22 protein-coding genes and 1 tRNA gene are annotated in these 19619 nt (G+C 31.3%); 7 read left to right on the top strand and 16 right to left on the bottom strand.

Annotation, left to right across the window (positions count from 1 at the left end; translation table 11 throughout):
- Window positions 1–2: 2 nt before the first annotated feature.
- The 8 genes from BWZ22_RS17000 to BWZ22_RS16790 all read right to left on the bottom strand — a co-directional run bounded on the left by BWZ22_RS17000 (window position 3) and on the right by BWZ22_RS16790 (window position 4409).
- Window positions 3–125, bottom strand: coding sequence for a hypothetical protein (locus BWZ22_RS17000; protein WP_256371281.1), 123 nt, complete (start codon window positions 123–125; stop codon window positions 3–5).
- Between the two features lie 27 nt (window positions 126–152).
- Complete coding sequence (locus BWZ22_RS12435) at window positions 153–1370, bottom strand: hypothetical protein (RefSeq protein ID WP_076700421.1); 1218 nt, start codon at window positions 1368–1370, stop codon at window positions 153–155.
- Window positions 1371–1497: 127 nt separating this feature from the next.
- Window positions 1498–2220 carry a hypothetical protein gene (locus tag BWZ22_RS12430; protein WP_157607961.1) on the bottom strand — a complete coding sequence of 241 codons (723 nt, stop codon included), beginning with the start codon at window positions 2218–2220 and terminating at the stop codon, window positions 1498–1500.
- Between the two features lie 7 nt (window positions 2221–2227).
- Window positions 2228–2965: a hypothetical protein gene (locus BWZ22_RS12425; protein WP_076700417.1), complete on the bottom strand. Its 738-nt coding sequence runs from the start codon at window positions 2963–2965 to the stop codon at window positions 2228–2230.
- A 3-nt stretch (window positions 2966–2968) separates the two neighbouring features.
- On the bottom strand, window positions 2969–3598 hold the full coding sequence (locus BWZ22_RS12420) for a hypothetical protein (RefSeq protein WP_157607960.1): 630 nt from the start codon (window positions 3596–3598) through the stop codon (window positions 2969–2971).
- 107 nt (window positions 3599–3705) lie between these two features.
- Window positions 3706–3900, bottom strand: a complete 195-nt coding sequence (locus BWZ22_RS12415; protein WP_157607959.1) for a hypothetical protein — start codon at window positions 3898–3900, stop codon at window positions 3706–3708.
- A 144-nt stretch (window positions 3901–4044) separates the two neighbouring features.
- The gene (locus tag BWZ22_RS17105) at window positions 4045–4215 is read right to left on the bottom strand and encodes a hypothetical protein (RefSeq protein ID WP_198027610.1); all 171 of its coding nucleotides are present in this window, start codon (window positions 4213–4215) and stop codon (window positions 4045–4047) included.
- A complete protein-coding gene (locus BWZ22_RS16790) occupies window positions 4212–4409 on the bottom strand; it encodes a hypothetical protein (protein ID WP_076700411.1) in 198 nt (65 codons plus the stop codon). Before BWZ22_RS16790 ends, BWZ22_RS17105 begins: the two co-directional genes overlap by 4 nt.
- A gap of 329 nt (window positions 4410–4738) precedes the next feature.
- Between BWZ22_RS16790 and BWZ22_RS12400 the strand changes: the two genes are divergently transcribed.
- Together BWZ22_RS12400 and BWZ22_RS12395 are read left to right on the top strand one after the other, a co-directional pair.
- Window positions 4739–5569: an AraC family transcriptional regulator gene (locus BWZ22_RS12400; RefSeq protein WP_076700407.1), complete on the top strand. Its 831-nt coding sequence runs from the start codon at window positions 4739–4741 to the stop codon at window positions 5567–5569.
- 282 nt (window positions 5570–5851) lie between these two features.
- Window positions 5852–5935, top strand: a tRNA-Leu gene (locus BWZ22_RS12395).
- 81 nt (window positions 5936–6016) lie between these two features.
- On the opposite strand, the gene BWZ22_RS12390 is transcribed toward BWZ22_RS12395, so the two are convergent.
- The 5 genes from BWZ22_RS12390 to BWZ22_RS12370 all read right to left on the bottom strand — a co-directional run bounded on the left by BWZ22_RS12390 (window position 6017) and on the right by BWZ22_RS12370 (window position 12415).
- On the bottom strand, window positions 6017–6289 hold the full coding sequence (locus BWZ22_RS12390) for a hypothetical protein (protein ID WP_076700405.1): 273 nt from the start codon (window positions 6287–6289) through the stop codon (window positions 6017–6019).
- Window positions 6290–6300: 11 nt separating this feature from the next.
- A complete protein-coding gene (locus tag BWZ22_RS12385) occupies window positions 6301–7275 on the bottom strand; it encodes a deoxyhypusine synthase family protein (protein ID WP_076700403.1) in 975 nt (324 codons plus the stop codon).
- Entirely contained in the window at window positions 7265–8203 is a 939-nt protein-coding gene (gene speB, locus BWZ22_RS12380; RefSeq protein ID WP_076700401.1) for an agmatinase, read from the bottom strand. Before speB ends, BWZ22_RS12385 begins: the two co-directional genes overlap by 11 nt.
- Before the next feature lies 1 nt (window position 8204).
- Entirely contained in the window at window positions 8205–9668 is a 1464-nt protein-coding gene (locus BWZ22_RS12375) for an arginine decarboxylase (protein WP_076700399.1), read from the bottom strand.
- A 488-nt stretch (window positions 9669–10156) separates the two neighbouring features.
- Window positions 10157–12415: a tetratricopeptide repeat protein gene (locus tag BWZ22_RS12370; protein ID WP_076700397.1), complete on the bottom strand. Its 2259-nt coding sequence runs from the start codon at window positions 12413–12415 to the stop codon at window positions 10157–10159.
- A gap of 194 nt (window positions 12416–12609) precedes the next feature.
- On the opposite strand from BWZ22_RS12370, the gene BWZ22_RS12365 reads away from it, so the two are divergent.
- From BWZ22_RS12365 to BWZ22_RS12345, 5 genes are read left to right on the top strand one after another with little or no spacing between them, the layout of a single operon-like run.
- Window positions 12610–13509 (top strand): MerR family transcriptional regulator, encoded by a 900-nt coding sequence (locus tag BWZ22_RS12365; protein WP_076700395.1) that lies wholly within the window; start codon window positions 12610–12612, stop codon window positions 13507–13509.
- Window positions 13510–13556: 47 nt separating this feature from the next.
- Window positions 13557–15017: an NAD(P)/FAD-dependent oxidoreductase gene (locus BWZ22_RS12360; RefSeq protein ID WP_076700393.1), complete on the top strand. Its 1461-nt coding sequence runs from the start codon at window positions 13557–13559 to the stop codon at window positions 15015–15017.
- Between the two features lie 2 nt (window positions 15018–15019).
- Window positions 15020–15859, top strand: coding sequence for a phytoene/squalene synthase family protein (locus BWZ22_RS12355; protein WP_076700391.1), 840 nt, complete (start codon window positions 15020–15022; stop codon window positions 15857–15859).
- Between the two features lie 10 nt (window positions 15860–15869).
- Window positions 15870–16325: a sterol desaturase family protein gene (locus BWZ22_RS12350; protein WP_076700389.1), complete on the top strand. Its 456-nt coding sequence runs from the start codon at window positions 15870–15872 to the stop codon at window positions 16323–16325.
- A complete protein-coding gene (locus BWZ22_RS12345) occupies window positions 16322–17008 on the top strand; it encodes a lycopene cyclase domain-containing protein (RefSeq protein ID WP_076700387.1) in 687 nt (228 codons plus the stop codon). Before BWZ22_RS12350 ends, BWZ22_RS12345 begins: the two co-directional genes overlap by 4 nt.
- Here BWZ22_RS12345 and BWZ22_RS12340 read toward each other — a convergent pair.
- The 3 genes from BWZ22_RS12340 to BWZ22_RS12330 form a co-directional block, all read right to left on the bottom strand.
- On the bottom strand, window positions 17005–17970 hold the full coding sequence (locus tag BWZ22_RS12340) for a D-2-hydroxyacid dehydrogenase (protein WP_076700385.1): 966 nt from the start codon (window positions 17968–17970) through the stop codon (window positions 17005–17007). The genes BWZ22_RS12345 and BWZ22_RS12340 overlap by 4 nt on opposite strands.
- A 12-nt stretch (window positions 17971–17982) precedes the next feature.
- On the bottom strand, window positions 17983–18543 hold the full coding sequence (locus BWZ22_RS12335; RefSeq protein WP_076700383.1) for a TlpA disulfide reductase family protein: 561 nt from the start codon (window positions 18541–18543) through the stop codon (window positions 17983–17985).
- Between the two features lie 143 nt (window positions 18544–18686).
- On the bottom strand, window positions 18687–19556 hold the full coding sequence (locus tag BWZ22_RS12330; RefSeq protein WP_083692333.1) for an anti-sigma factor: 870 nt from the start codon (window positions 19554–19556) through the stop codon (window positions 18687–18689).
- Between the last annotated feature and the right edge of the window lie 63 nt (window positions 19557–19619).

The raw sequence follows: 19619 nt of genomic DNA, 5'->3' as shown, positions 1-19619 counted from the left end.
AATTAAAAGTAAGCAATGTTATATTCGTTTCGAGAGATTACAATTTTTTCAAGTTCTGTATAGAGTTGAGCTTTTGCTATTGTAAAATTGAGTAAGAGTATAAAAAGTGTAATTATTCTTTTCATGACTAAAGTTTTTAATTTATTTAATTTTTAATTTAATGTCCATACATCATTCAAAAAGGCATCCAATTCATCAACTCCCCCTATTATCCATATATTATCATCTTTAACTACTGCTGTGTGTCCTTCTCTTTTTGAAAATTGGTCTGGGGTGGTTTGGTACCAGTCCTCTCCATTGTCGCTATACCAAATATCATTATAAACCGTACCAAATCTTTGGCTTCCAATCAACCACATTTTGTCCATGTAGGTTACAACGGTATGAAGAGTTCTTCCTGTAAAAGCAGCATTGTCTGTTGCCAACTCCCAGTTGCTACCATCTTCGCTATACCAAACATCGTTAGATATGCTTCCATCATAACCAGAGACAACCCACATTTTGTCATTAAAAACCAGCGCTTTATGTCCAAATCTTGCCGTAAATGTATTGGTTTGCGCTAACTCCTGCCAATTGACACCATCTTCACTATACCAAACATCGTTTAACCTAGACCCACCGTCTATGACCCACATTTTATCATCAAAAACCACCATAGCATGTTGTTGTCTAGGCTGAAATATTGTAGTAGGGTTTGTTTGTTGCCAATTAACGCCATCTGTACTGTACCACACATCGTTTAGATTATTAGAGCCATCATAGCTACCTAATATCCACATTTTATCATCAAATACTGTCGTGGTGAAATATTTCCGTGGAGGAAAAGCTGCATTTCCGGTAACTAGCGTCCAGGACAGGCCATCGTCGCTATACCAAACATCGTTTTTGTAACTGCCATCTTCTCCTTCTCCACCAATAACCCAAAATTTATCATTATAAACGAGTATGTTATGAAATGCTCTTGGAGAGAAATCAGTATTTTGAACCAAAAGATAATCGTTTATATTCCTGGTTGTAAATGAAAAAATATCACTTTCGGTTTTGGCACTTTTATCGTCCTCTGCCTCTACTTTCCAATAATATGTTTTTTCCATATCCAAAGGAGTGACTATACCATATAAAATACCGGTAATTCCAGATGAAACCAAATTCACCGGATTTTGAACTGTATCCAAGTAAAGGCTGTAAGTTACCGGATCTCCATCGGGATCTGTAGCTTCTGTCCACAAAAACAGTGGTGTAAGGTCAACATTTTCCTCATTATCACTTATACCTGCAAGCGAAAAACTATTTGGTGCACTGTTTTGGATTATTGATTCTGGTTGTGTATTGTCGTCATCACTTGAACAACTTGACAAAAACAATAGCATCAGTAAAAATTTAAAACTTGTTCTCATCTGTTACTCTTTATTGTTTTTATTCTTAAAATGTATTGGGCAAAAAATCATATTGGTTGGTTTGTAATTTTTTGTTGATGGACATTCCACCATTGAATTTTTAATCTTTAAAATAGGTAAACACTATATTTTTGGGAAATTCAGGGCAAGTACTATAGGAAATATTCTTTGCATAGGTTTTGCCTGAAGAGCTTTTATACACTTCTTCTATTTTATATTTCACGATATTCCACCCTTTTTTAAAGTTGAGATTGTAATCTGTTTTTTTCTCAAAATTTTCATCATTATTACCGGTGTATTTTACCGTAAGACAAGTACCTTTCACCATAGCTGGCTCACTAACATAGTAATAATCAACTACAAAGCCTTGTTTGGCATTTTTTTGCCCAAAAGAAGCGTAAGCCTCTGCAAATGTTTTGGAACTTGCCGCTAAGAAAAAGCCATATTTCTTTTTTTCTTTCATATTGACCAGATCAAAAACACTCATAGTACCCAATGTAGTAAGATACTGGTCACCATTGGTTACTTGCAGGGAATCACCATAACAGTTAAAGACCTGTTTTACAGTAAGCAGCGATGAGTTCCAGTTTTCAGAATTACTATTTTCCTCTTCAATTTTTTTTTGCTTGGCTTCTAAATAATTTTCTGGCAAGGAAATATTGAAATTTCCATTTTCATCAATCGTTCCAATAACCTTAGGCTTCATCAACCCGGTTACAACTTCAGCTTTTTTTTGTTCCCATTTGTCTAAGGTTCCGGTAAATATCTGTGCCGAACAGGAGGTTAAACTTAGAATAATAATTAGTGTAAAAATATATTTCATTATCATGTTAATGGTATTTTTGTGATGTTAAAATAATTTGATAATCAAGGTCTGCTGGCATTTTGTCAATAGTCCTGTAATGGGTTACCTTAGGTTGCGCTACCCCAGATTTAGTGGTGTAAACTTCTTCAATTTCATGCGATACCAAATTCCAACCTGGTTTAAAATTAAGATTAAAGTTTTTGACAATTCTCACAAAGCCTTCATTAGTTTTCCTTTGGCGTTCACAAACCCCTTGAATTACAGCGGGCTTAGCCACATAGTAAAAGTTTATACTAGAGCCTGGAACTGCATTTATTCTACCCCTGTTGATAATAAATTTGGCAAAGGCTATAGAACTTGATGGCACCATATTGGCTATATTAAATTTATCATCTCGTGTTTTTTTAATCCCAAAGGCACCCGAAAGGGATAAAACCCCTACTGGTTGATCCGTATTTTCTTTTTGCAATTGACCTCCACGACAAGAAAAGAAAAAGGATAGATTTGGCACTCCCATTAAACCATTTTCGAGATAGGGATTTTCTTTTTCACGACTAGCTTTTAACTGTTCTAAATATCCTTCTTTAAGTGTAATATTGAAGGTTCCATCATTATGGATTTCGCCCACCTGAACCTTGTTATCGCCCATTAATAGTGCAGAACCGTCCTTCCAGCCCGATATTGTATTGTTTATGGCTGCAATTTGTGAATAGCCTGCAAAATTTAAAAAAGTAGATAACAGTATAGAGAATAGTACTTTCATAGCTTATTTTGTTAAAGTCATTAGCCTGTTAAGTTTTATTTTTTCAACGGCATCCCAGGTTTCTTCAGGGGTCATGCTGTTAGCCCTGACCTCAACATAAAACCGATTCTCGTACAAAAAATTCAACCGGGTGTTATTTTGTTGTTTCATATAAGTCTGGCGTGCCTCGATTCCGTTTTCGGTTACTTTTTTAATGTGCTTGCGTTCGTCTTCCTCCTCCATACCCATTTGATAAGTGGTACCTGCCATAAGTACTACGCCCGCCATGACACCTGCGCCATCGGTCACTTCTATATGAAATTCTTTATTACCTTCTTTAAAGGTACCTCTAATGGATGGCGCATTTGCAAAATTGACACTTCCAGACTTGTACCCTGTGCGTTTCATACCGTTTAAGGTTTCGGGGAGCCACTCTTTTAAGGCCTTGTTGGATAAAGGTTCTTCTTTAGAGAGGGCTTCTATTTTTTCTTGGGTAGTGTTCACATTTTTTAAAATAGTGGTAGCCGCTTTTGTTTCCTTTTTTAAATTTTTAATTTTTTTAGTGGTTTCATTTTTGCAGGATAGCAACACCAACATAACCAGCAAGATTGATGTGCTGTACAGTATGTGTTTTTTTAGTTTTATGTATGTCATGTTCTTAGATTTTAAGTGTTATCAATTATTCTTTTAGATGCTTACTTCTTATAGTTCGCATTCTTCATATTCTATGGTATATTGTATTACTCAAGAATCGAAAATGTTTAATTTGTATTTTCAGTATATATTTGGTGTTTACCCGTCTTAAAATCTTTAAACAGGTTTACCGCATAAGGATCTTCCTTTTTTATGATTGATTTGAAAGAACCATTGATTGTAATATTTCCTTTTATATCTTGAGTATGAGAGGAAAAGACAAAGCTAAAAATAACAATTGTTGCTAAAATTGAGTTTTTCATTTTCATAATTTTTGTTTTATAGTTTAACTAGTTTATACACATTTAATACATTTTGAAATCAGCAAGCTCATAACCATTTTTTCAAACTTATCATGTATATTAATAAAGCTTTAAAAACATAATATTTTGAATATCATATACTTATTAAATCAGATTGAATATCATTTTCTTTTCTATTTTTTCAAATGCCTCAGTAGATAAGTTTCTATGCAAAGCATATCGTTTATTCCTCTTTTTAAATAATCCAGCCCATTTTCGTTTCCCATTTATAGTATATGTTTCGAGGTGAAAAAGTCGATATCCCTGAGTTGTCATTTGTTTAAACTTACTTTCAAAGTCTCTATAACTAAAGATTCATCATATGATTTGTATTCTTTAAGAGATCTACCAATAATATTACACGACATAGAATCTTTATGCTTGTTTATACGAATACATCTGTATGTGCCTTTATTGTTTAATATTATAGCTTTGATAAGTTGGTCTATGCACCCTTTTGAATAAAGCATCAAACTCTATGGTAAAAACATCGGGCAGATAGTTTTTTTATCCATCAAAGGCGTAATCTTAGCCTCATCATGTTTCATATTAAGGATCTTTTCATTACTTCTAACCATACTATTTTGAAACAAACCTTCCTTTATCGATAATTGCCTGAAACAGATTTGGTTTTGACTAAAAGAAGCCACACAGGTAAAAACTAAAAAAAGCAGTATTCGATACTTTTGCATTAATTTCAAAAATTTAGTATTTTAAGTCTTTTATTTTTACAATATTATGAGTAACTGAAAACATGTTATTGTAAAAATCGGACATACCGTTTCCTAATCTTTTAAAGATGTTAAAATCATATGCTAATCCTATAGACTACAAAATTCCAGAGAGATTAAAGTTTTTAATAAAAGCGATTATTTTAGGTGAGTCTGAAAATAAAGTTAATACCCGTGTTCCTATACATCCTACCTGCTTCCCGCTATTTGTTTATGTATATGATGACACACCTGCTTTTTATATTGATGGGGAAAAAATTATTCCTGAATCCAAATTGAATATTGCTGGATTACTATATAATGTTACTATGGAAAGTGAACTTAAGGGTAAAATTGGTCAACTTGGTTTTTTATTGTCCCCAGCAGCACCATATTATCTTTTCCATAAAAAAGGGGCGTATTTTTTAAATCATTGGAAACCTCTAGAAAAAATTGCTCCTATTGATACTTCCATTTTAAAGATGAACTTGTTAAAATGTAGTACTAACCATGAAAGAATTGAAGTTATATTCAATTTAATGGACCAATTGGTAACCCAGAGTACACCTAAGATATTATGGTTAGAACAGGCAATAGATATTATTATTAACAAAGGTGGTGTAATTAGTCAGAAGGAATTATCAAATCAACTTCAAATTAGTGAACGTCATTTCAGAAGAAAATTTAAAGAAGTTGTTGGTGTACCACCAAAATATTTCTGTAAAGTGGTACAATTAAATTCTTTATTTGATCTCATAAATAGAAATGAAAATGAGAAACTAATAGGCTATGCGTTGGATTGTGGTTATTATGATCAGGCTCATTTTATCAATGATTTTAAAAAACTAATAGGAAGTTGCCCAGAAGATTTTTTAAATGGAAGGTATGCCTATGTAAAGACCTATTTAGGGAAACGATAATTTTAATCACTATTTTTTTAGTTACTTATGATTCATTTCTACATAAAAGTCTTACGTTTTAATTTAATGTAATTATAAAATTAAATCTATATATTTGCCCCAAAAGGAAGTACTTTGATATAACTAAATAATCATAAGGTTGGCAAATCGTCAACAAGATATATAAATCTAGGCAAGATACAGATTATTACAGGCTTTAGGTCATTAGGTTCAGAACCTTGCCTAGTCACTCAAAAAAAGTTAAGCATATGCTCAACTTTTTTATTTTAGCTTATTAGTAAAGCACACGTGGCGGAATTGGTAGACGCGCTGCCTTGAGGGGGCAGTGTTCTTAAGGACGTGGAGGTTCGAATCCTCTCGTGTGCACAAAACAATAAAAAGGGTAGACTTTATCTACCCTTTTTTCTTTCATTTTAATAAATTTTATGCAGAAATTTATTCTTCACCTTATACAGGTTCTGTTTGAATATTCGCTTCTATATTATCATCGTCAGTATCGTTATCTACCTCAAAATCTTCCATAGCCTGGACAAGACGCTTGCCTACTTTTACTAGGTATACAGTATCTTCTGTTTTTATTTCTATAGCTTCAATAACTTCATTTTTAGCATTTCTAAAGGTTATAACATCTGAATCTTCATAACCATCGGGAAATTTCTCAACAAGTAAGGCTAAAATATCTTCGTTTAACTTTTGATAATCTACAATTTTACGCAACATATTTTTTATAATTACATACCTAATAAATAGGCAAAAATTAATGGAGCAACAATAGTTGCATCACTTTCAATAATAAATTTAGGTGTATTAATATCTAATTTACCCCACGTAATTTTTTCGTTTGGTACTGCCCCAGAGTATGAGCCGTAGCTGGTTGTTGAATCTGAAATTTGACAGAAGTAGCTCCAAAAAGGCGTATCTGTTCTTTCTAGATCTTGATAAAGCATTGGCACTACACATATAGGAAAATCGCCAGCAATACCACCACCTATTTGGAAAAACCCGATACCATTTTCAGAATTATTAGTATACCAATCTGCCAAAAAGGTCATGTACTCAATGCCCGATTTCATGGTACTAGCTTTAAGTTCTCCTTTTAACACATAGCTTGCAAATATGTTACCCATAGTGCTGTCTTCCCAACCTGGGCAAACTATTGGTAAATTTTTCTGAGCCGCAGCGTACATCCAAGAGTCTTTTAAATCTATTTCGTAATACTCTTCTAACACCCCCGATAACAGCATTTTGTACATAAACTCATGCGGTAAATAGCGTTCTCCTTTATCATCGGCTTCTTTCCAAATGGTATAAATGTGTTTTTGTAATCTTCTAAAGGCTTCTTCTTCTGGGATACACGTGTCTGTAACCCTGTTTAAGCCTTTTTCTAACAAATTCCACTCTTGCTGTGGTGTTAAATCTCTGTAATTAGGGACACGTTTATAATGTGAATGAGCTACTAAATTCATGATATCTTCTTCAAGATTTGCACCAGTACATGAAATTATATGCACTTTATCTTGCCTAATCATTTCTGCAAAAATTTTACCTAACTCTGCAGTACTCATAGCTCCAGCAAGAGACACTAACATTTTAGCGCCACTGTTTAATTGGTCTTCATATGCTTTAGCGGCATCAACTACCGATGCTGCATTAAAGTGCAGATAGTATTTTTCTATAAAATTTGAAATAGCGCCTTTAGTATTCATTGTCTTTGTTAAATTTTGAAAGATTATTTACTTTATTATTGTTTTTAAAATGATTGTTATAATCATCTTCAATGTCTTTACTTTGAAACTTATAGCTTAACATTTTGTAATATAATTTTGCTGCTAAAAAGTCTGAAGATTTATCAATATCATTTGGACAAAGTTCTACTATATCAAACCCAACCACGTTTTTTTCTTCAAACACCTGTTTTAAGAAATCTAAGGTTTCATACCATAATAACCCACCTGGTTCTGGCGTACCTGTGCTTGGTAATATTGAAGGATCAAAAGCATCAAGATCAAAAGTAATGAACACGTTATCTGTCATTTGTTCAATAGCTGCGTCCATCCAGGTGTCATCTATAGCCATTTCATGCGCAAAGTATGTTTTATCTATATCCATTACAGATTTTTCTTTAACATCCATTGAGCGAATACCCACTTGAATTAAGTTGGTATTTTGGCTAGCTTCATACACCGCACAAGCGTGGTTACATGCCGTACCTTCGTAGGTTTTTCTTAAATCGGCATGTGCATCAATGTGTAAAACCGTTAAATTTTGATATACTTCATTAAATGCTCTAATAGTACCTATTGATATAGAATGTTCGCCGCCAAAAATGGTTACAAACTTATTTTTTTTAATATAGTTTTTAGTTGCTTGATGCACTGCTTTAACCATACTTTCTGGCGATGTGTTTTCTGTAACAGCATCAGCTAAATAGATACCTTCTTTATAAACCTCGGTATCTGTTTCAATATCATAAAGCTCCATGTTTTCTGAAGCTTCTAAAAAAGCATCGGGTCCTTTATCGGCTCCTTTTTGCCATGTACTGGTTCCGTCATAAGGAACTGGAATTAGGACTATTTTTGCTCGTTCTAATTTTGCATACGCTTCTGGTATGCCTGCATAAGTTTTGGTTTTCATTTTATTTATCTGCTAATTGCAAATTGTTTACTGTTTTTAAAATTTGAATATCTTTTTCTACCATTGATTCTTTTTTATAACCTAATATTTGAAGTAAATCTTCGCTTTTTTGTTCTTCTTTGAAAAGTGAGGTAATAATATTTCCTTGGGCATCTTTATCTATAAGAATGTGTTTTGGTGCTGGTATTAAACAATGTTGTAACCCACCATAACCACCTATTGTTTCTTGGTAAGCACCAGTATTAAAAAAGCCCACATACAAAGGTTTATCTTTATCGTATTTTGGTAAATAAATAGCATTTATGTGTTGCTCACTGTTGTAATAATCATCACTATCACAAGTTAAACCACCTAGTAAAACACGCTCATATGTGCTGTTCCACCTGTTTATTGGCAGCATTATAAATCTTTTGCTTATAGCCCAAGTATCTGGTAATGTTGTTATAAATGATGAGTTAATCATGTTCCATTTTTCTCTATCATTTTGTTGTTTTTGATAAAGCACTTCATAAATGGCACCACCACTTTCACCTACAGTAAAGCTGCCAAATTCTGTAAAAATATTTGGTACATCTACATCTTCTTCTTTACACGTTAGGTTTATTTGATTGATAATTTCATCAATCATATATTCATAATCAAAATCAAAAGCTAATGAGTTTTTTATTGGGAAACCGCCTCCTATGTTTAAACTATCTAACGTTGGGCAAATCTTTTTTAAACTTATGTAAACTTTTAAGCATTTTAAAAGTTCGTTCCAATAGTAAGCTGTATCTCTAATGCCTGTATTTATGAAAAAATGGAGCATTTTAAGCTCAACTTTAGGGTTGTTTTTTATTTGCTTGTTATAAAACGGTACAATGCTTTTGTAGCCAATGCCTAACCTAGAGGTATAAAATTCAAATTTTGGTTCTTCTTCAGAAGCTATTCTTATACCAATATTAAAGGTGTTGTTAATTTCATTACTTAGTAAATCAATTTCTTCATAATTATCAATAATTGGTATACAGTTTTTATGACCATTATTTACTAGTCTAGCAATATTGGTTATGTATTGTGCTCTTTTAAAACCGTTACTAATAATATACGTATTGTCTTTAATTTTACCAGTTGCTTTTAGGCTTTCAACAATATCAATATCAAAGGCAGAGGATGTTTCAATATGTATATCATTTTTTAAAGCTTCATCTAAAACATGTTTAAAATGAGAGCTTTTAGTACAATAACAATAATTATAAGTGCCTTTGTAGTTATATTTATTTATAGCCGAATCAAACCAAGATTTAGCTCTTTGAATGTTATTGGATATTTGAGGTAAATAGGTAAACTTTAAGGGAGCACCATATTGTTCTACCAATTTATTTAAGTCTATATCATGAAAAAATAATTTGTCTTTTTTTAAGGCAAATTCAGGTTGTGGAAAATCAAAAGTTTGATTGATTAAATCAACATATTTGGTATTCATTATGTAATAATAAAAAGTGATTAAAATTTTAGAACAAGACACAAGCGTGCCAATACATGGATATTTTTAATTACTTTTTATCAAATCATGATTTGATATTGTGCCTTAGGAACAAAGCACAATTTATACTGCGAAGCAATAACTTTAACTACGGAAGTTAGCTTTAAATTTCGGTTACTTACACCATAAGCAGCTTTTGAATTTGACTTCCTAATTTTCAAAAGCCCGAACATAAAAACAGGTTTCAATTTGTTCAGCTAAAAGTTCTATACTCAAACTTTAGGAATACAAATGAAAAACAAAAAATTAAATAAAAAAAATATTTTTAAAAATTTAATCCCAACTAGCCAAACGGTTAAAAATCAACATTTTAACACACTTAATATCTAGATTATTTTTTAATTTATTACTGAAGTTTAATAAAAACATCCGCTTTACATTACAAGATGTGATTGTATAACGCAGGTCTAAAAGAGTTTTTACAAAAATTATAACTGATTGAACATTGCTCTATACTGCTGATTATTTGGATATAACTGCACCAATTGTTGCGCAATATTTTTTGCCTTTGTTACATTGCCATTTTTTTGATATAAGTAAGCTAAAACATATAGCAAATCGCCATTTTGTGGTGCTATTTTTAAGCCTTTAACAAGTGTTTCTTCAGCCTTTTTAAAATTGTTAACTTTATCATATAACAAGCTTAAATTGTAATAAAACCGAACGTTTTGTGGCATATACTTAATTGCAAATTGCATTTGGGTTATAGCTTCTTCGGTTCTGTTAAGTTCACCTAACAATAATGCGTAAGAATAGTATGTTTGACCGTATTCTGGTTCTTGACTAATTATTGTTTTGAAGGCTTCTTCGGCCTCTTTAAACTGTCCGTTACGGTAATACAAGTTTGCCAAATTGGTTCTAACAATATTATTTAAATTATCTATTTCTAATGCACTTTCAAAAGCTTTTATAGCATTTGGCAAATCACCTTTCTTTAAATAATATCTTCCGCGTTTAGCTCTACCTCCAGAAAAATCTGAAGTAACATTTAAATGAGTTTCAAATTCTTTTCTTACTTTTTTGTAAGCATCCTTATATTCCTCTGGTATTTGTAATTCATCTAATGAGGCTAACTCGAAAAAAGCTTTAACCCTAACTGTTCTTTTAGGATCTTTTAAAAGCGGTATAAAGTATTTAGCATAATCTTCATTAGCCATTTCACTAAGAGCATCAATAGTAGCTCCTCTTACAAAAGGTGATTCATCATTTAAAAATTGAAGCATATTATCTATAACTTCATTACTGTAATATTTAGTCATATTACTAACTGCTGAAGCTCTTGCTATTTCTGGATAAATAGTATCTTTTGCTAAGGTTAGCAGTTTATGATATCCATCATCTTCACCAATAAAACCTGGTGCTAATAAATCTGAAAAGTGAGTATAATCTGGTTCTCCGTAATGTTTTTTAAATTCTTCCCATGCCCAGGTATCATCTTTATCGGTATGACATCTGGTACAGGCATTAGGTGTACCGTATTTTAAACTTTGATCTGGTCTTGGAATTCTAAAGCTATGGTCTCGTCTGTAGTCATTTCCCATATAAATTTTCCCATCCATATGGCAATTTATACATTGAGCTCCTTCAGAATTAACCTCATGAAAATGGTGCTTTGGTGTATCATATGTTGGTTTAGCATGACATTGTAAACACAAAGCATTGCCTTCAAATTTTAATTTAAGCGAATGTGGATTGTGGCAATTGGTACAAGTTACATTGTTATTGTACATTTTACTTTGAAGGAATGAACCATACACATATACCTCATCTAATATTTGTCCGTCTGGGTAATATAAGCCATTAGTAAGAACTTGCGGAAAGTAATGATCCATCATGGTACCTTCAAAATTAAAATAGCTAGAATATTGTTCTCTACGCATATGGCATCTAGCACACTGATCTACCAACTCCTTTGGTTGGGTTTCGCTTGTCATCCACATACCATCTGTAGCGACATATTTATCACCTTGCTTTTTGGCTTGCTCTACATGTGTTTTTCCAGGTCCGTGGCAGGCTTCGCAACTTACATTTATTAGGGCATATTTGGTATTGTAACTATGGTCTTCTTGCTTGTAATTTTTTCTAACATTGGTAGAGTGACAATCGGCACACATATTATTCCAGTTCAATCCGCCTCTAGACCAATGTAACCATTCTGAATGTACCACTTTAAAATCTGGGTATAAATCAAACCACTTATTTTTTTCTGTATCCCAAGCAGTTCTTAAACATTGGTAATGTCCGTTAGGAAACTTAACTATATATTGCTGTAAAGGTGTAATTCCAAAAGTGTATTCAATTTTATAATCATAATATTTACCATCAGGCCCTTCTGTATTAACAAAATAATTTCCCTCTTTTTTAAAAAAACGAGACTTAACACCTTGACTTGTAAAAGTTATATTATCAAAATTTGCTAGTATTGTTGAGTCTGTTGCAATTTGCATGGCTTTATCATGGTGAGAACCTGTCCAATCTTTTACCTCATCGGCATGACACTCTGCACATGCTTTATCGCCTAAAAAATGACTATCTGGAATTAATTCTGAAGAAACAAAAATGCTATCTTTTTTAGCTTCAACATATTTTGGTTCCTTTTTATTGCACGAAACAAATAAAAAAATTACAGAGATAAAAAGTAAGGTGTTTATTTTTTTTAATTTAAGTGTAGGCTTGTGTTTCAACATAATAAAGTTAAGTGCAAAGTATGTAAATTATCTCATCAAAAATAGAGTTTACTTATGGGTTTACAAAGAAATTAAATATTAAAAAAACATCATAAATAACTCCTCATTGCATTTAAAAAGTGAAACTTAATTTATTTTATTTTAGATAATCTCAATGCAATTCCATACTTTTGTTTAACTTAAATTGATTTTTAATGAACAATATTCGAGTTAATTTTAGTATTAAAGATTTAGAAAACCTTACAGGAATTAAAGCACACACCATAAGAATATGGGAAAAGCGCTATAATTTACTACAACCCAATAGAACAGATACAAACATTAGAAATTACAGTATTGCTAGCCTTCAAAAGCTTTTAAATATTTCTTATTTAAACAATAATGGGTATAAAATATCTAAAATAGCAGATTTAAACGAAGATGAAATCCCTATAAAGGTTAGAGAAATTGCATCTCGTGCTAATGTTGAAGACCATGCTATTAATGCTCTAAAAATGGCCATGGTTAATTTTGACCAAGTACTATTTTATAACACATACAATAACCTAATTGAGAATAAAACTTTTAGCGAAATATTTTACACTGTGTTTTTACCTCTGTTAAAAGATATTGGCATTTTATGGCAAACAAAAACCATAACACCTGCGCATGAGCATTTTATTTCGGTTCATATAAAACAAAAAATTCTTTTAAATATTGAAAGACTACAAAGTTTAGAACCTAAACCTACATCTAAAACTCATATTTTATTTCTTCCTGAAAACGAAATACATGATATTGGCCTATTATTTATTAACTATCAACTTAGAAGTAAAGGCTATCATACCATTTTTTTAGGAGAAAGTGTACCTGTAGAAAGCCTAACAAGTGTTTTAGAATTCTTTGAAGAGATTACTTTTATATCTTATTTTACAGTATACCCAGAAATAGATAAAATACCCAGTTATATTAAACAATTTGATGATTTACTTCTTAAAAACAAAAAAAATAATCTGCTATTACTAGGGGCAAAACTTAATAATATTGATGATTATATGCCTCCTAAAAATGTAACCATTTACCAAAGTATAGAAAACTTAATTGAAAATTTATAGCTTTAAATTTCATATTGTTTAACTTTTTATTATATTTGTTGAACAACATGAAAAAAAAAGTTATAATAATCGGATCTGGTTTTTCTTCTTTAGCTGCCTCTTGCTATTTAGCTAAAGCGGGATATAATGTAACCATACTAGAAAAAAATAGTACTGTTGGTGGTAGAGCCAGACAATATAAAAATGAAGGGTTTACATTTGATATTGGCCCAACTTGGTATTGGATGCCAGATGTATTTGAGCGTTTCTTTGCAGATTTCAACACAAAACCTTCTAACTTTTACACTTTAGAAAAGCTTAATCCTGCTTACAGTGTTTATTTTGACAAAAACGACTACATAACAATTGAAGATTCCTTAGAAAAAATTTGCAATACTTTTGAAACCGTTGAAAAAGGAAGTTCTGTACAACTAAAAAAATTTATTAATAAAGCTAAAGATAATTATAATATTGCTATTAAAGATTTAGTTTATAACCCAGGTGTTTCCCCTCTAGAGTTAGTTTCTTTAACTACACTTAAAAGATTAAATCAGTTCTTTAGTAGCGTTAAAAATGATGTTAGAAAAGCTTTTAAAAATGATAGGTTAATTAAAATACTTGAATTTCCTGTGTTATTTCTTGGTGCCAAACCTAGTAATACACCTTCATTTTATAATTTTATGAATTATGCCGATTTTGGCTTAGGCACCTTTCATCCTAAAAAAGGAATGTACCAAGTAATTTTAGCTATTGAATCTCTTGCTAAAGACCTTGGAGTTACTATAAAAACTAATGCTGCTGTACAGAAAATAAACGTTGAAAACAACTATGCCACCCAAATAACTACTAATAATGAGAGCTTTAAAGCAGACATTGTTCTTAGTGGAGCAGATTATTGGCACACAGAAACACTTCTAGATAAAACTTACAGACAATACTCTGAAAATTACTGGAATAAAAAAACATTTGCTCCTTCTGCCCTACTTTTTTACGTAGGTTTTGATAAAAAAATTAAAAATGTAAATCATCATACATTATTCTTTGATGTAGATTTTGATGTACATGCCACAACTATATATGATGACCCAAAATGGCCAGAAAAACCATTGTTTTACGCTAGTTTCCCGAGCGTAACAGACAGCAGTACTGCACCAGAAAATCATGAAGCTGGCATTTTTTTAATTCCACTTGCTCCGGGTTTAAATGACACTAAAGAGCTAAGAGAAAGGTATTTTAAAAAAATAATTAGTAGATTAGAAGACCTTACCAATCAAAAGGTATCTAATAATATTGTTTTTAAAAGGTCTTATTGTGTTAATGATTTTATAAAAGATTACAACTCTTATAAAGGTAATGCCTACGGTATGGCAAACACGCTAACACAAACAGCTTTTTTAAGACCAAAATTAAAAAGTAAAAAAGTTAAAAACTTATATTTTACCGGGCAATTAACTGTACCAGGACCAGGTGTTCCACCATCGTTAATATCAGGTAAGCTAGTATCAGAATTAATAACCAAACACCATTAACTATGAAACAATTATTTGATACCGTGTCCTACAGTTGCAGTAAAATTGTTACCAAAACCTACAGCACATCTTTCTCTTTAGCTACAAAAATGCTATCAAACTCAATAAGAAGTGATATTTACAACATCTATGGTTTTGTTAGGTTAGCTGATGAAATTGTTGATTCTTTTCATGATTTCAATAAAGAAGAGTTATTCAAGGAATTGACTAATGATTTAGAATCTAGTCTTAATGAAAAAATAAGTTTAAATCCAATTCTTAATGCATTTCAACACACTTATTATAAATACAATATAGATAAGCATTTAGTTGATGCCTTTATGAAAAGTATGCGAATGGATTTACACAAAAAGAACTATTTAACAACCGAAGAATTTAAAGAATACATTTATGGATCTGCTGATGTTGTAGGTTTAATGTGCTTAAAAGTTTTTGTTAAAGGTGATAATTATAAATATGAAAGTTTAAAAAATTCTGCAATGGCATTAGGCTCTGCTTTTCAAAAAGTTAACTTCTTAAGAGATTTAAAAGCAGATCATGATCAATTGAACAGAAGCTACTTTCCAAACACAGATCTTAATAATTTAAACGAAGCTTCTAAACAAGAAATCATTAATGATATTGAAGCTGATTTTAGCAAAGGATTAAATGGTATTAAAAAATTACCATTAGAAGCTAAATTTGGCGTTTTTATGGCTTATAGATACTACAGGCAGTTGCTAAAAAAATTAAAAAACACACCTGCATTGCACATTAAAAACACAAGAATTAGAGTTTCTAACCCTAAAAAAATAGAGCTCTTAATGCGTAGTTATGTAAAATATCAGTTAAATTTATTGTAACTTAAGGGTTATGAAAATTGTACTTTGGATATTAGTTTTTTTAAGCACTTTTTGCTTTATGGAATTTATGGCGTGGTTTACCCATAAATATGTTATGCATGGTTTTTTATGGAGCTTACACAAAGACCATCATAATAAAGACCACGATAGCTGGTTTGAACGCAACGACTTCTTTTTTATATTTTATGCTGTAGTTAGCATTGGTTTCTTTTTGCTTTGGAAATATAATATTCTGTGGATTGGATTACCTATTGGCATTGGTATATTTGCTTACGGTTTAGCTTATTTTATTGTGCATGACATCTTTATTCATCAACGCTTTAAATTATTTAGAAATGCTAATAACTGGTATGCTAAAGGTGTTAGAAGAGCACACAAAATGCATCATAAACATCTAGGAAAAGAAGATGGTGAGTGTTTTGGCATGCTCATGGTTCCTTTTAAATATTTTAAAAAATATAAATGAATTACTTATACCTACTTTTAAATTTAGGGTCTTTAAGTATTCCATTTTTATTTAGTTTTCACCCTAAACTAAAATTCTATAAACTTTGGAAACCCCTCTTTATAAGCATTTTTTTATCTATGCTCATTTTTATTCCTTGGGATATTATTTTTACTTCGGAAGGTTTTTGGGGATTTAACAACACCTATTTTTTAGGTATTAAACTTTTTAACCTCCCAATTGAAGAATGGCTATTTTTTATTTGTATTCCTTATGCTTGTGTATTTACTCATTATGCCCTTTTATATTATTTTCCTAATGTAAAACTCCCCATTGCTGCAACTAAAACTATTAGCTATTTTTTAATAGCATGCTTTTTAATTATTGCCATTTTTAATTATAGTAAATGGTATACTTTAATAAACTTTTTAGTTGCCTCTGTTCTAATTTATATTTCAATAAAAAAGCAACTTAACCTTTTAAGTACGTTTTATTTAACCTTTTTAGTAATGCTAATTCCCTTTTTTATTGTGAATGGCATTCTTACCGGAAGTTTTATAGAAAACGAAGTAGTTTGGTATAATAATGCCGAAAACTTAAACTTAAGACTATTTACAATTCCTATTGAAGATAGTGTTTATGCTTTTTCTCTTATCTTATTAAATTTAGTTTTAACACAAAGCTTTAATAAATTGAAATCTTAATTACTAACTATGTTAGCAGGATTACCTCTTAAGTAAGCTTCTAAATTATTAATTGTAATATTCATTAACCTTGTTCTAGCCTCTTTTGGAGCCCAAGCAATATGTGGAGTAATAATACAATTTTTAGCTTTTAACAATGGATTATCTTTTGACATAGGTTCTGCCGAAACAACATCTAATGCAGCCCCTGAAACTTTACCTGAATGAAGTGCTTTTACCAAATCTTTTTCTACAACTAGTCCTCCCCTAGCTGTATTAATGATTTTAACACCATCTTTCATTTTTTCAATATTGTTTGAATTAATGATGCCTTTGGTGCTTTCAAAAAGCGGACAGTGTAAACTAATTATATCTGAATTTTTAAAAAGCGCATCTACATCAACAAACTTTAAAGTATCACTTTCAAATTCTGGTTTTACAGTTCTTGAGTTTACTAAAATTTTCAGTCCAAAAGCTTGCGCTACTTTGGCTACCGCTTGTCCTATTTGTCCAAAACCAATAATTCCTAAAGTTTTTCCTTCTAATTCAATTAATGGTGAGTTCCAAAAACAAAAATCTTTAGACTTTACCCAATCTCCATTTTGTACCGCTGCATTGTGGTTTCCTATATTATGACACATCTCTAACAGTAAAGCCATAGTAAATTGTGCTACAGATTGTGTGCTATATGCAGGTACATTAGTAACCAAAATACCTTTAGATTTTGCTACTTCAACATCAACCACATTATAACCTGTTGCTAAAACACCTATAAATTTAACATTTGGCACATGTTCTAGAACTTCTTTTGGTAATGGGGTTTTATTAGTGTAAACAATTTCTGCTTCGCCTATAGCTTGTATAATAGCCTTATTGTTATATGGGGTTCTATCATATACGGTTAAACTACCGTGTTTAGCTATATCATCCCAATTTAAATCTCCTGGGTTTAATGTGTACCCATCTAAAACTACTATTTTCAATGTTTTGTTTTTTTATTGTTGAATTAATTCATCTATTGTCTTTCTAATAGCATCACTATTCCAATTAGCTGCACCTGTTTCGTCTATAATAATTTTTCCGTTTTTATCTATTAAAAATGTTCTAGGAATGCTATTTACCTTAAAAATTCCATTATTAGAAGCTGGTCTATAAACTTTAAAAGTATAATTGTGTTTTTCTAAAAAAGCGTTTGTTTCTTTAAACCAATCGTCTGTAACAAACAGAAACTCAATTTTATCATTATAGTCGTTATACAATTTTTGTAAACTAGGCATTTCTGCAATACAAGGTGGGCACCAAGTAGCCCAAAAATTTATTAAAACTACTTTTCCTTTAGTTTCATTAAAATTGAATGTATTACCTTGATTATCTTTTAATTGCCAATTATAAGATGTGATTTCTTTTTGCTTCTCTTCTGCTAAAACCGAAGGACTTATAAGTGCTAATCCTTTATTTAAAAAAACTTGAATAGGCTTTCTTGTTTGCGGTATTATTAAAATAGCTAGAACCACTAAAAAAATGATGTCTTTAAACTTTATTTTTCTGAATTTCATAATGATTAGATTTCTGTTTATAAAATTATAAAGCTTAAGGTTATTTATACAACCTTTTTAGAATTTATTTAATAAAAAAGCATGGTTTTAACACCATGCTTCAAATCTACAAAACAATTTATCATTCTAGATAGCAACTTGCATTATCTGCTAACCATTCCTGATAAACTTTTTACGGGACCATCTTCCATCATAATAGCTGTATGGTTCATAGCATCTGCAGGTACCATATGGGCTAAAGGCTTTAAAGTAAATGGTGCTGTACTATTATCTGGGTCTGGTTCAACAGAAATAACTACTGTTTTTCCTTTTAAATCTGTTGGAAACGTTAAACCTGCAGGAGGATTTTGTAAAAAATCTTCTCCTGGATAAGCGGGTCCGTTACCTGCATCTCCTTTAAACATTGATGTTGCTGCATTATCATCAGCTGTATTAACTGCTGTAAAGGTTCCTGTTGTAATTGGTGTTCCATCAAAAACAACCCACCCTTCATATTTCCAACCATCTGTAAGTGTTGGTAAATTTAAACCTGCAACTGCAGAACCACTAGAGTTATCTAAAAACCAAACACCACTTTCTTCGTTTGTGTCGTCTGTATCTGTTGGTGTTGCCAAAATATATTTTCCTGAGGAAGCAGTAAAATCTCCTACAATTCCGTTAGAAGTAACATTAGCTTCATCTCCATTAAAATCGCCAGCTAAAATCTTTGTTGCTGCTGGAGCTGGATCTGAATCTACTGCGGGTTCAATTGAAAGCACAAATGTTGTTGCCTCATTTAACTGAGATTTATCTACATTAAATGTTTGCGGAAAATCAACCGAAGAAAATGTTCCTGTAGATACAGGATTACCATCAACAATTATCCATCCCTCATAAACAAAATCTGCTCCTAAAGCTTCTAATCCTTCAAGGTTTAGGGTTAACCTAGATGTTTTCATTGGGTTATCATCATCACTACAAGAAACAATTAAAATACCAATACTTAAAACTGCTAAAATTACTTTTCTGATCATCACATTTTTTTTAAAGTTATTAATACTTCAAAGTTAAATTGTGATGTTCTAAAAAAATGTTAG

Origin of the sequence: Seonamhaeicola sp. S2-3, assembly GCF_001971785.1 — a bacterium.
In the GTDB taxonomy this organism is placed as follows: domain Bacteria; phylum Bacteroidota; class Bacteroidia; order Flavobacteriales; family Flavobacteriaceae; genus Seonamhaeicola.
This window is presented reverse-complemented; position numbering and strand designations above follow the sequence as displayed.

Excerpts from the sequence above, each read along its gene's own strand:
- BWZ22_RS17000 (WP_256371281.1), bottom strand. The coding sequence starts at position 125 with ATGAAAAGAATAATTACACTTTTTATACTCTTACTCAATTTTACAATA.
- BWZ22_RS12435 (WP_076700421.1), bottom strand. The coding sequence starts at position 1,370 with ATGCTATTGTTTTTGTCAAGTTGTTCAAGTGATGACGACAATACACAA.
- BWZ22_RS12430 (WP_157607961.1), bottom strand. The coding sequence starts at position 2,220 with ATGAAATATATTTTTACACTAATTATTATTCTAAGTTTAACCTCCTGT.
- BWZ22_RS12425 (WP_076700417.1), bottom strand. The coding sequence starts at position 2,965 with ATGAAAGTACTATTCTCTATACTGTTATCTACTTTTTTAAATTTTGCA.
- BWZ22_RS12420 (WP_157607960.1), bottom strand. The coding sequence starts at position 3,598 with ATGACATACATAAAACTAAAAAAACACATACTGTACAGCACATCAATC.
- BWZ22_RS12415 (WP_157607959.1), bottom strand. The coding sequence starts at position 3,900 with ATGAAAAACTCAATTTTAGCAACAATTGTTATTTTTAGCTTTGTCTTT.
- BWZ22_RS17105 (WP_198027610.1), bottom strand. The coding sequence starts at position 4,215 with ATGACAACTCAGGGATATCGACTTTTTCACCTCGAAACATATACTATA.
- BWZ22_RS16790 (WP_076700411.1), bottom strand. The coding sequence starts at position 4,409 with ATGCTTTATTCAAAAGGGTGCATAGACCAACTTATCAAAGCTATAATA.
- BWZ22_RS12400 (WP_076700407.1), top strand. The coding sequence starts at position 4,739 with ATGTTAAAATCATATGCTAATCCTATAGACTACAAAATTCCAGAGAGA.
- BWZ22_RS12390 (WP_076700405.1), bottom strand. The coding sequence starts at position 6,289 with ATGTTGCGTAAAATTGTAGATTATCAAAAGTTAAACGAAGATATTTTA.
- BWZ22_RS12385 (WP_076700403.1), bottom strand. The coding sequence starts at position 7,275 with ATGAATACTAAAGGCGCTATTTCAAATTTTATAGAAAAATACTATCTG.
- speB (WP_076700401.1), bottom strand. The coding sequence starts at position 8,203 with ATGAAAACCAAAACTTATGCAGGCATACCAGAAGCGTATGCAAAATTA.
- BWZ22_RS12375 (WP_076700399.1), bottom strand. The coding sequence starts at position 9,668 with ATGAATACCAAATATGTTGATTTAATCAATCAAACTTTTGATTTTCCA.
- BWZ22_RS12370 (WP_076700397.1), bottom strand. The coding sequence starts at position 12,415 with ATGTTGAAACACAAGCCTACACTTAAATTAAAAAAAATAAACACCTTA.
- BWZ22_RS12365 (WP_076700395.1), top strand. The coding sequence starts at position 12,610 with ATGAACAATATTCGAGTTAATTTTAGTATTAAAGATTTAGAAAACCTT.
- BWZ22_RS12360 (WP_076700393.1), top strand. The coding sequence starts at position 13,557 with ATGAAAAAAAAAGTTATAATAATCGGATCTGGTTTTTCTTCTTTAGCT.
- BWZ22_RS12355 (WP_076700391.1), top strand. The coding sequence starts at position 15,020 with ATGAAACAATTATTTGATACCGTGTCCTACAGTTGCAGTAAAATTGTT.
- BWZ22_RS12350 (WP_076700389.1), top strand. The coding sequence starts at position 15,870 with ATGAAAATTGTACTTTGGATATTAGTTTTTTTAAGCACTTTTTGCTTT.
- BWZ22_RS12345 (WP_076700387.1), top strand. The coding sequence starts at position 16,322 with ATGAATTACTTATACCTACTTTTAAATTTAGGGTCTTTAAGTATTCCA.
- BWZ22_RS12335 (WP_076700383.1), bottom strand. The coding sequence starts at position 18,543 with ATGAAATTCAGAAAAATAAAGTTTAAAGACATCATTTTTTTAGTGGTT.
- BWZ22_RS12330 (WP_083692333.1), bottom strand. The coding sequence starts at position 19,556 with ATGATCAGAAAAGTAATTTTAGCAGTTTTAAGTATTGGTATTTTAATT.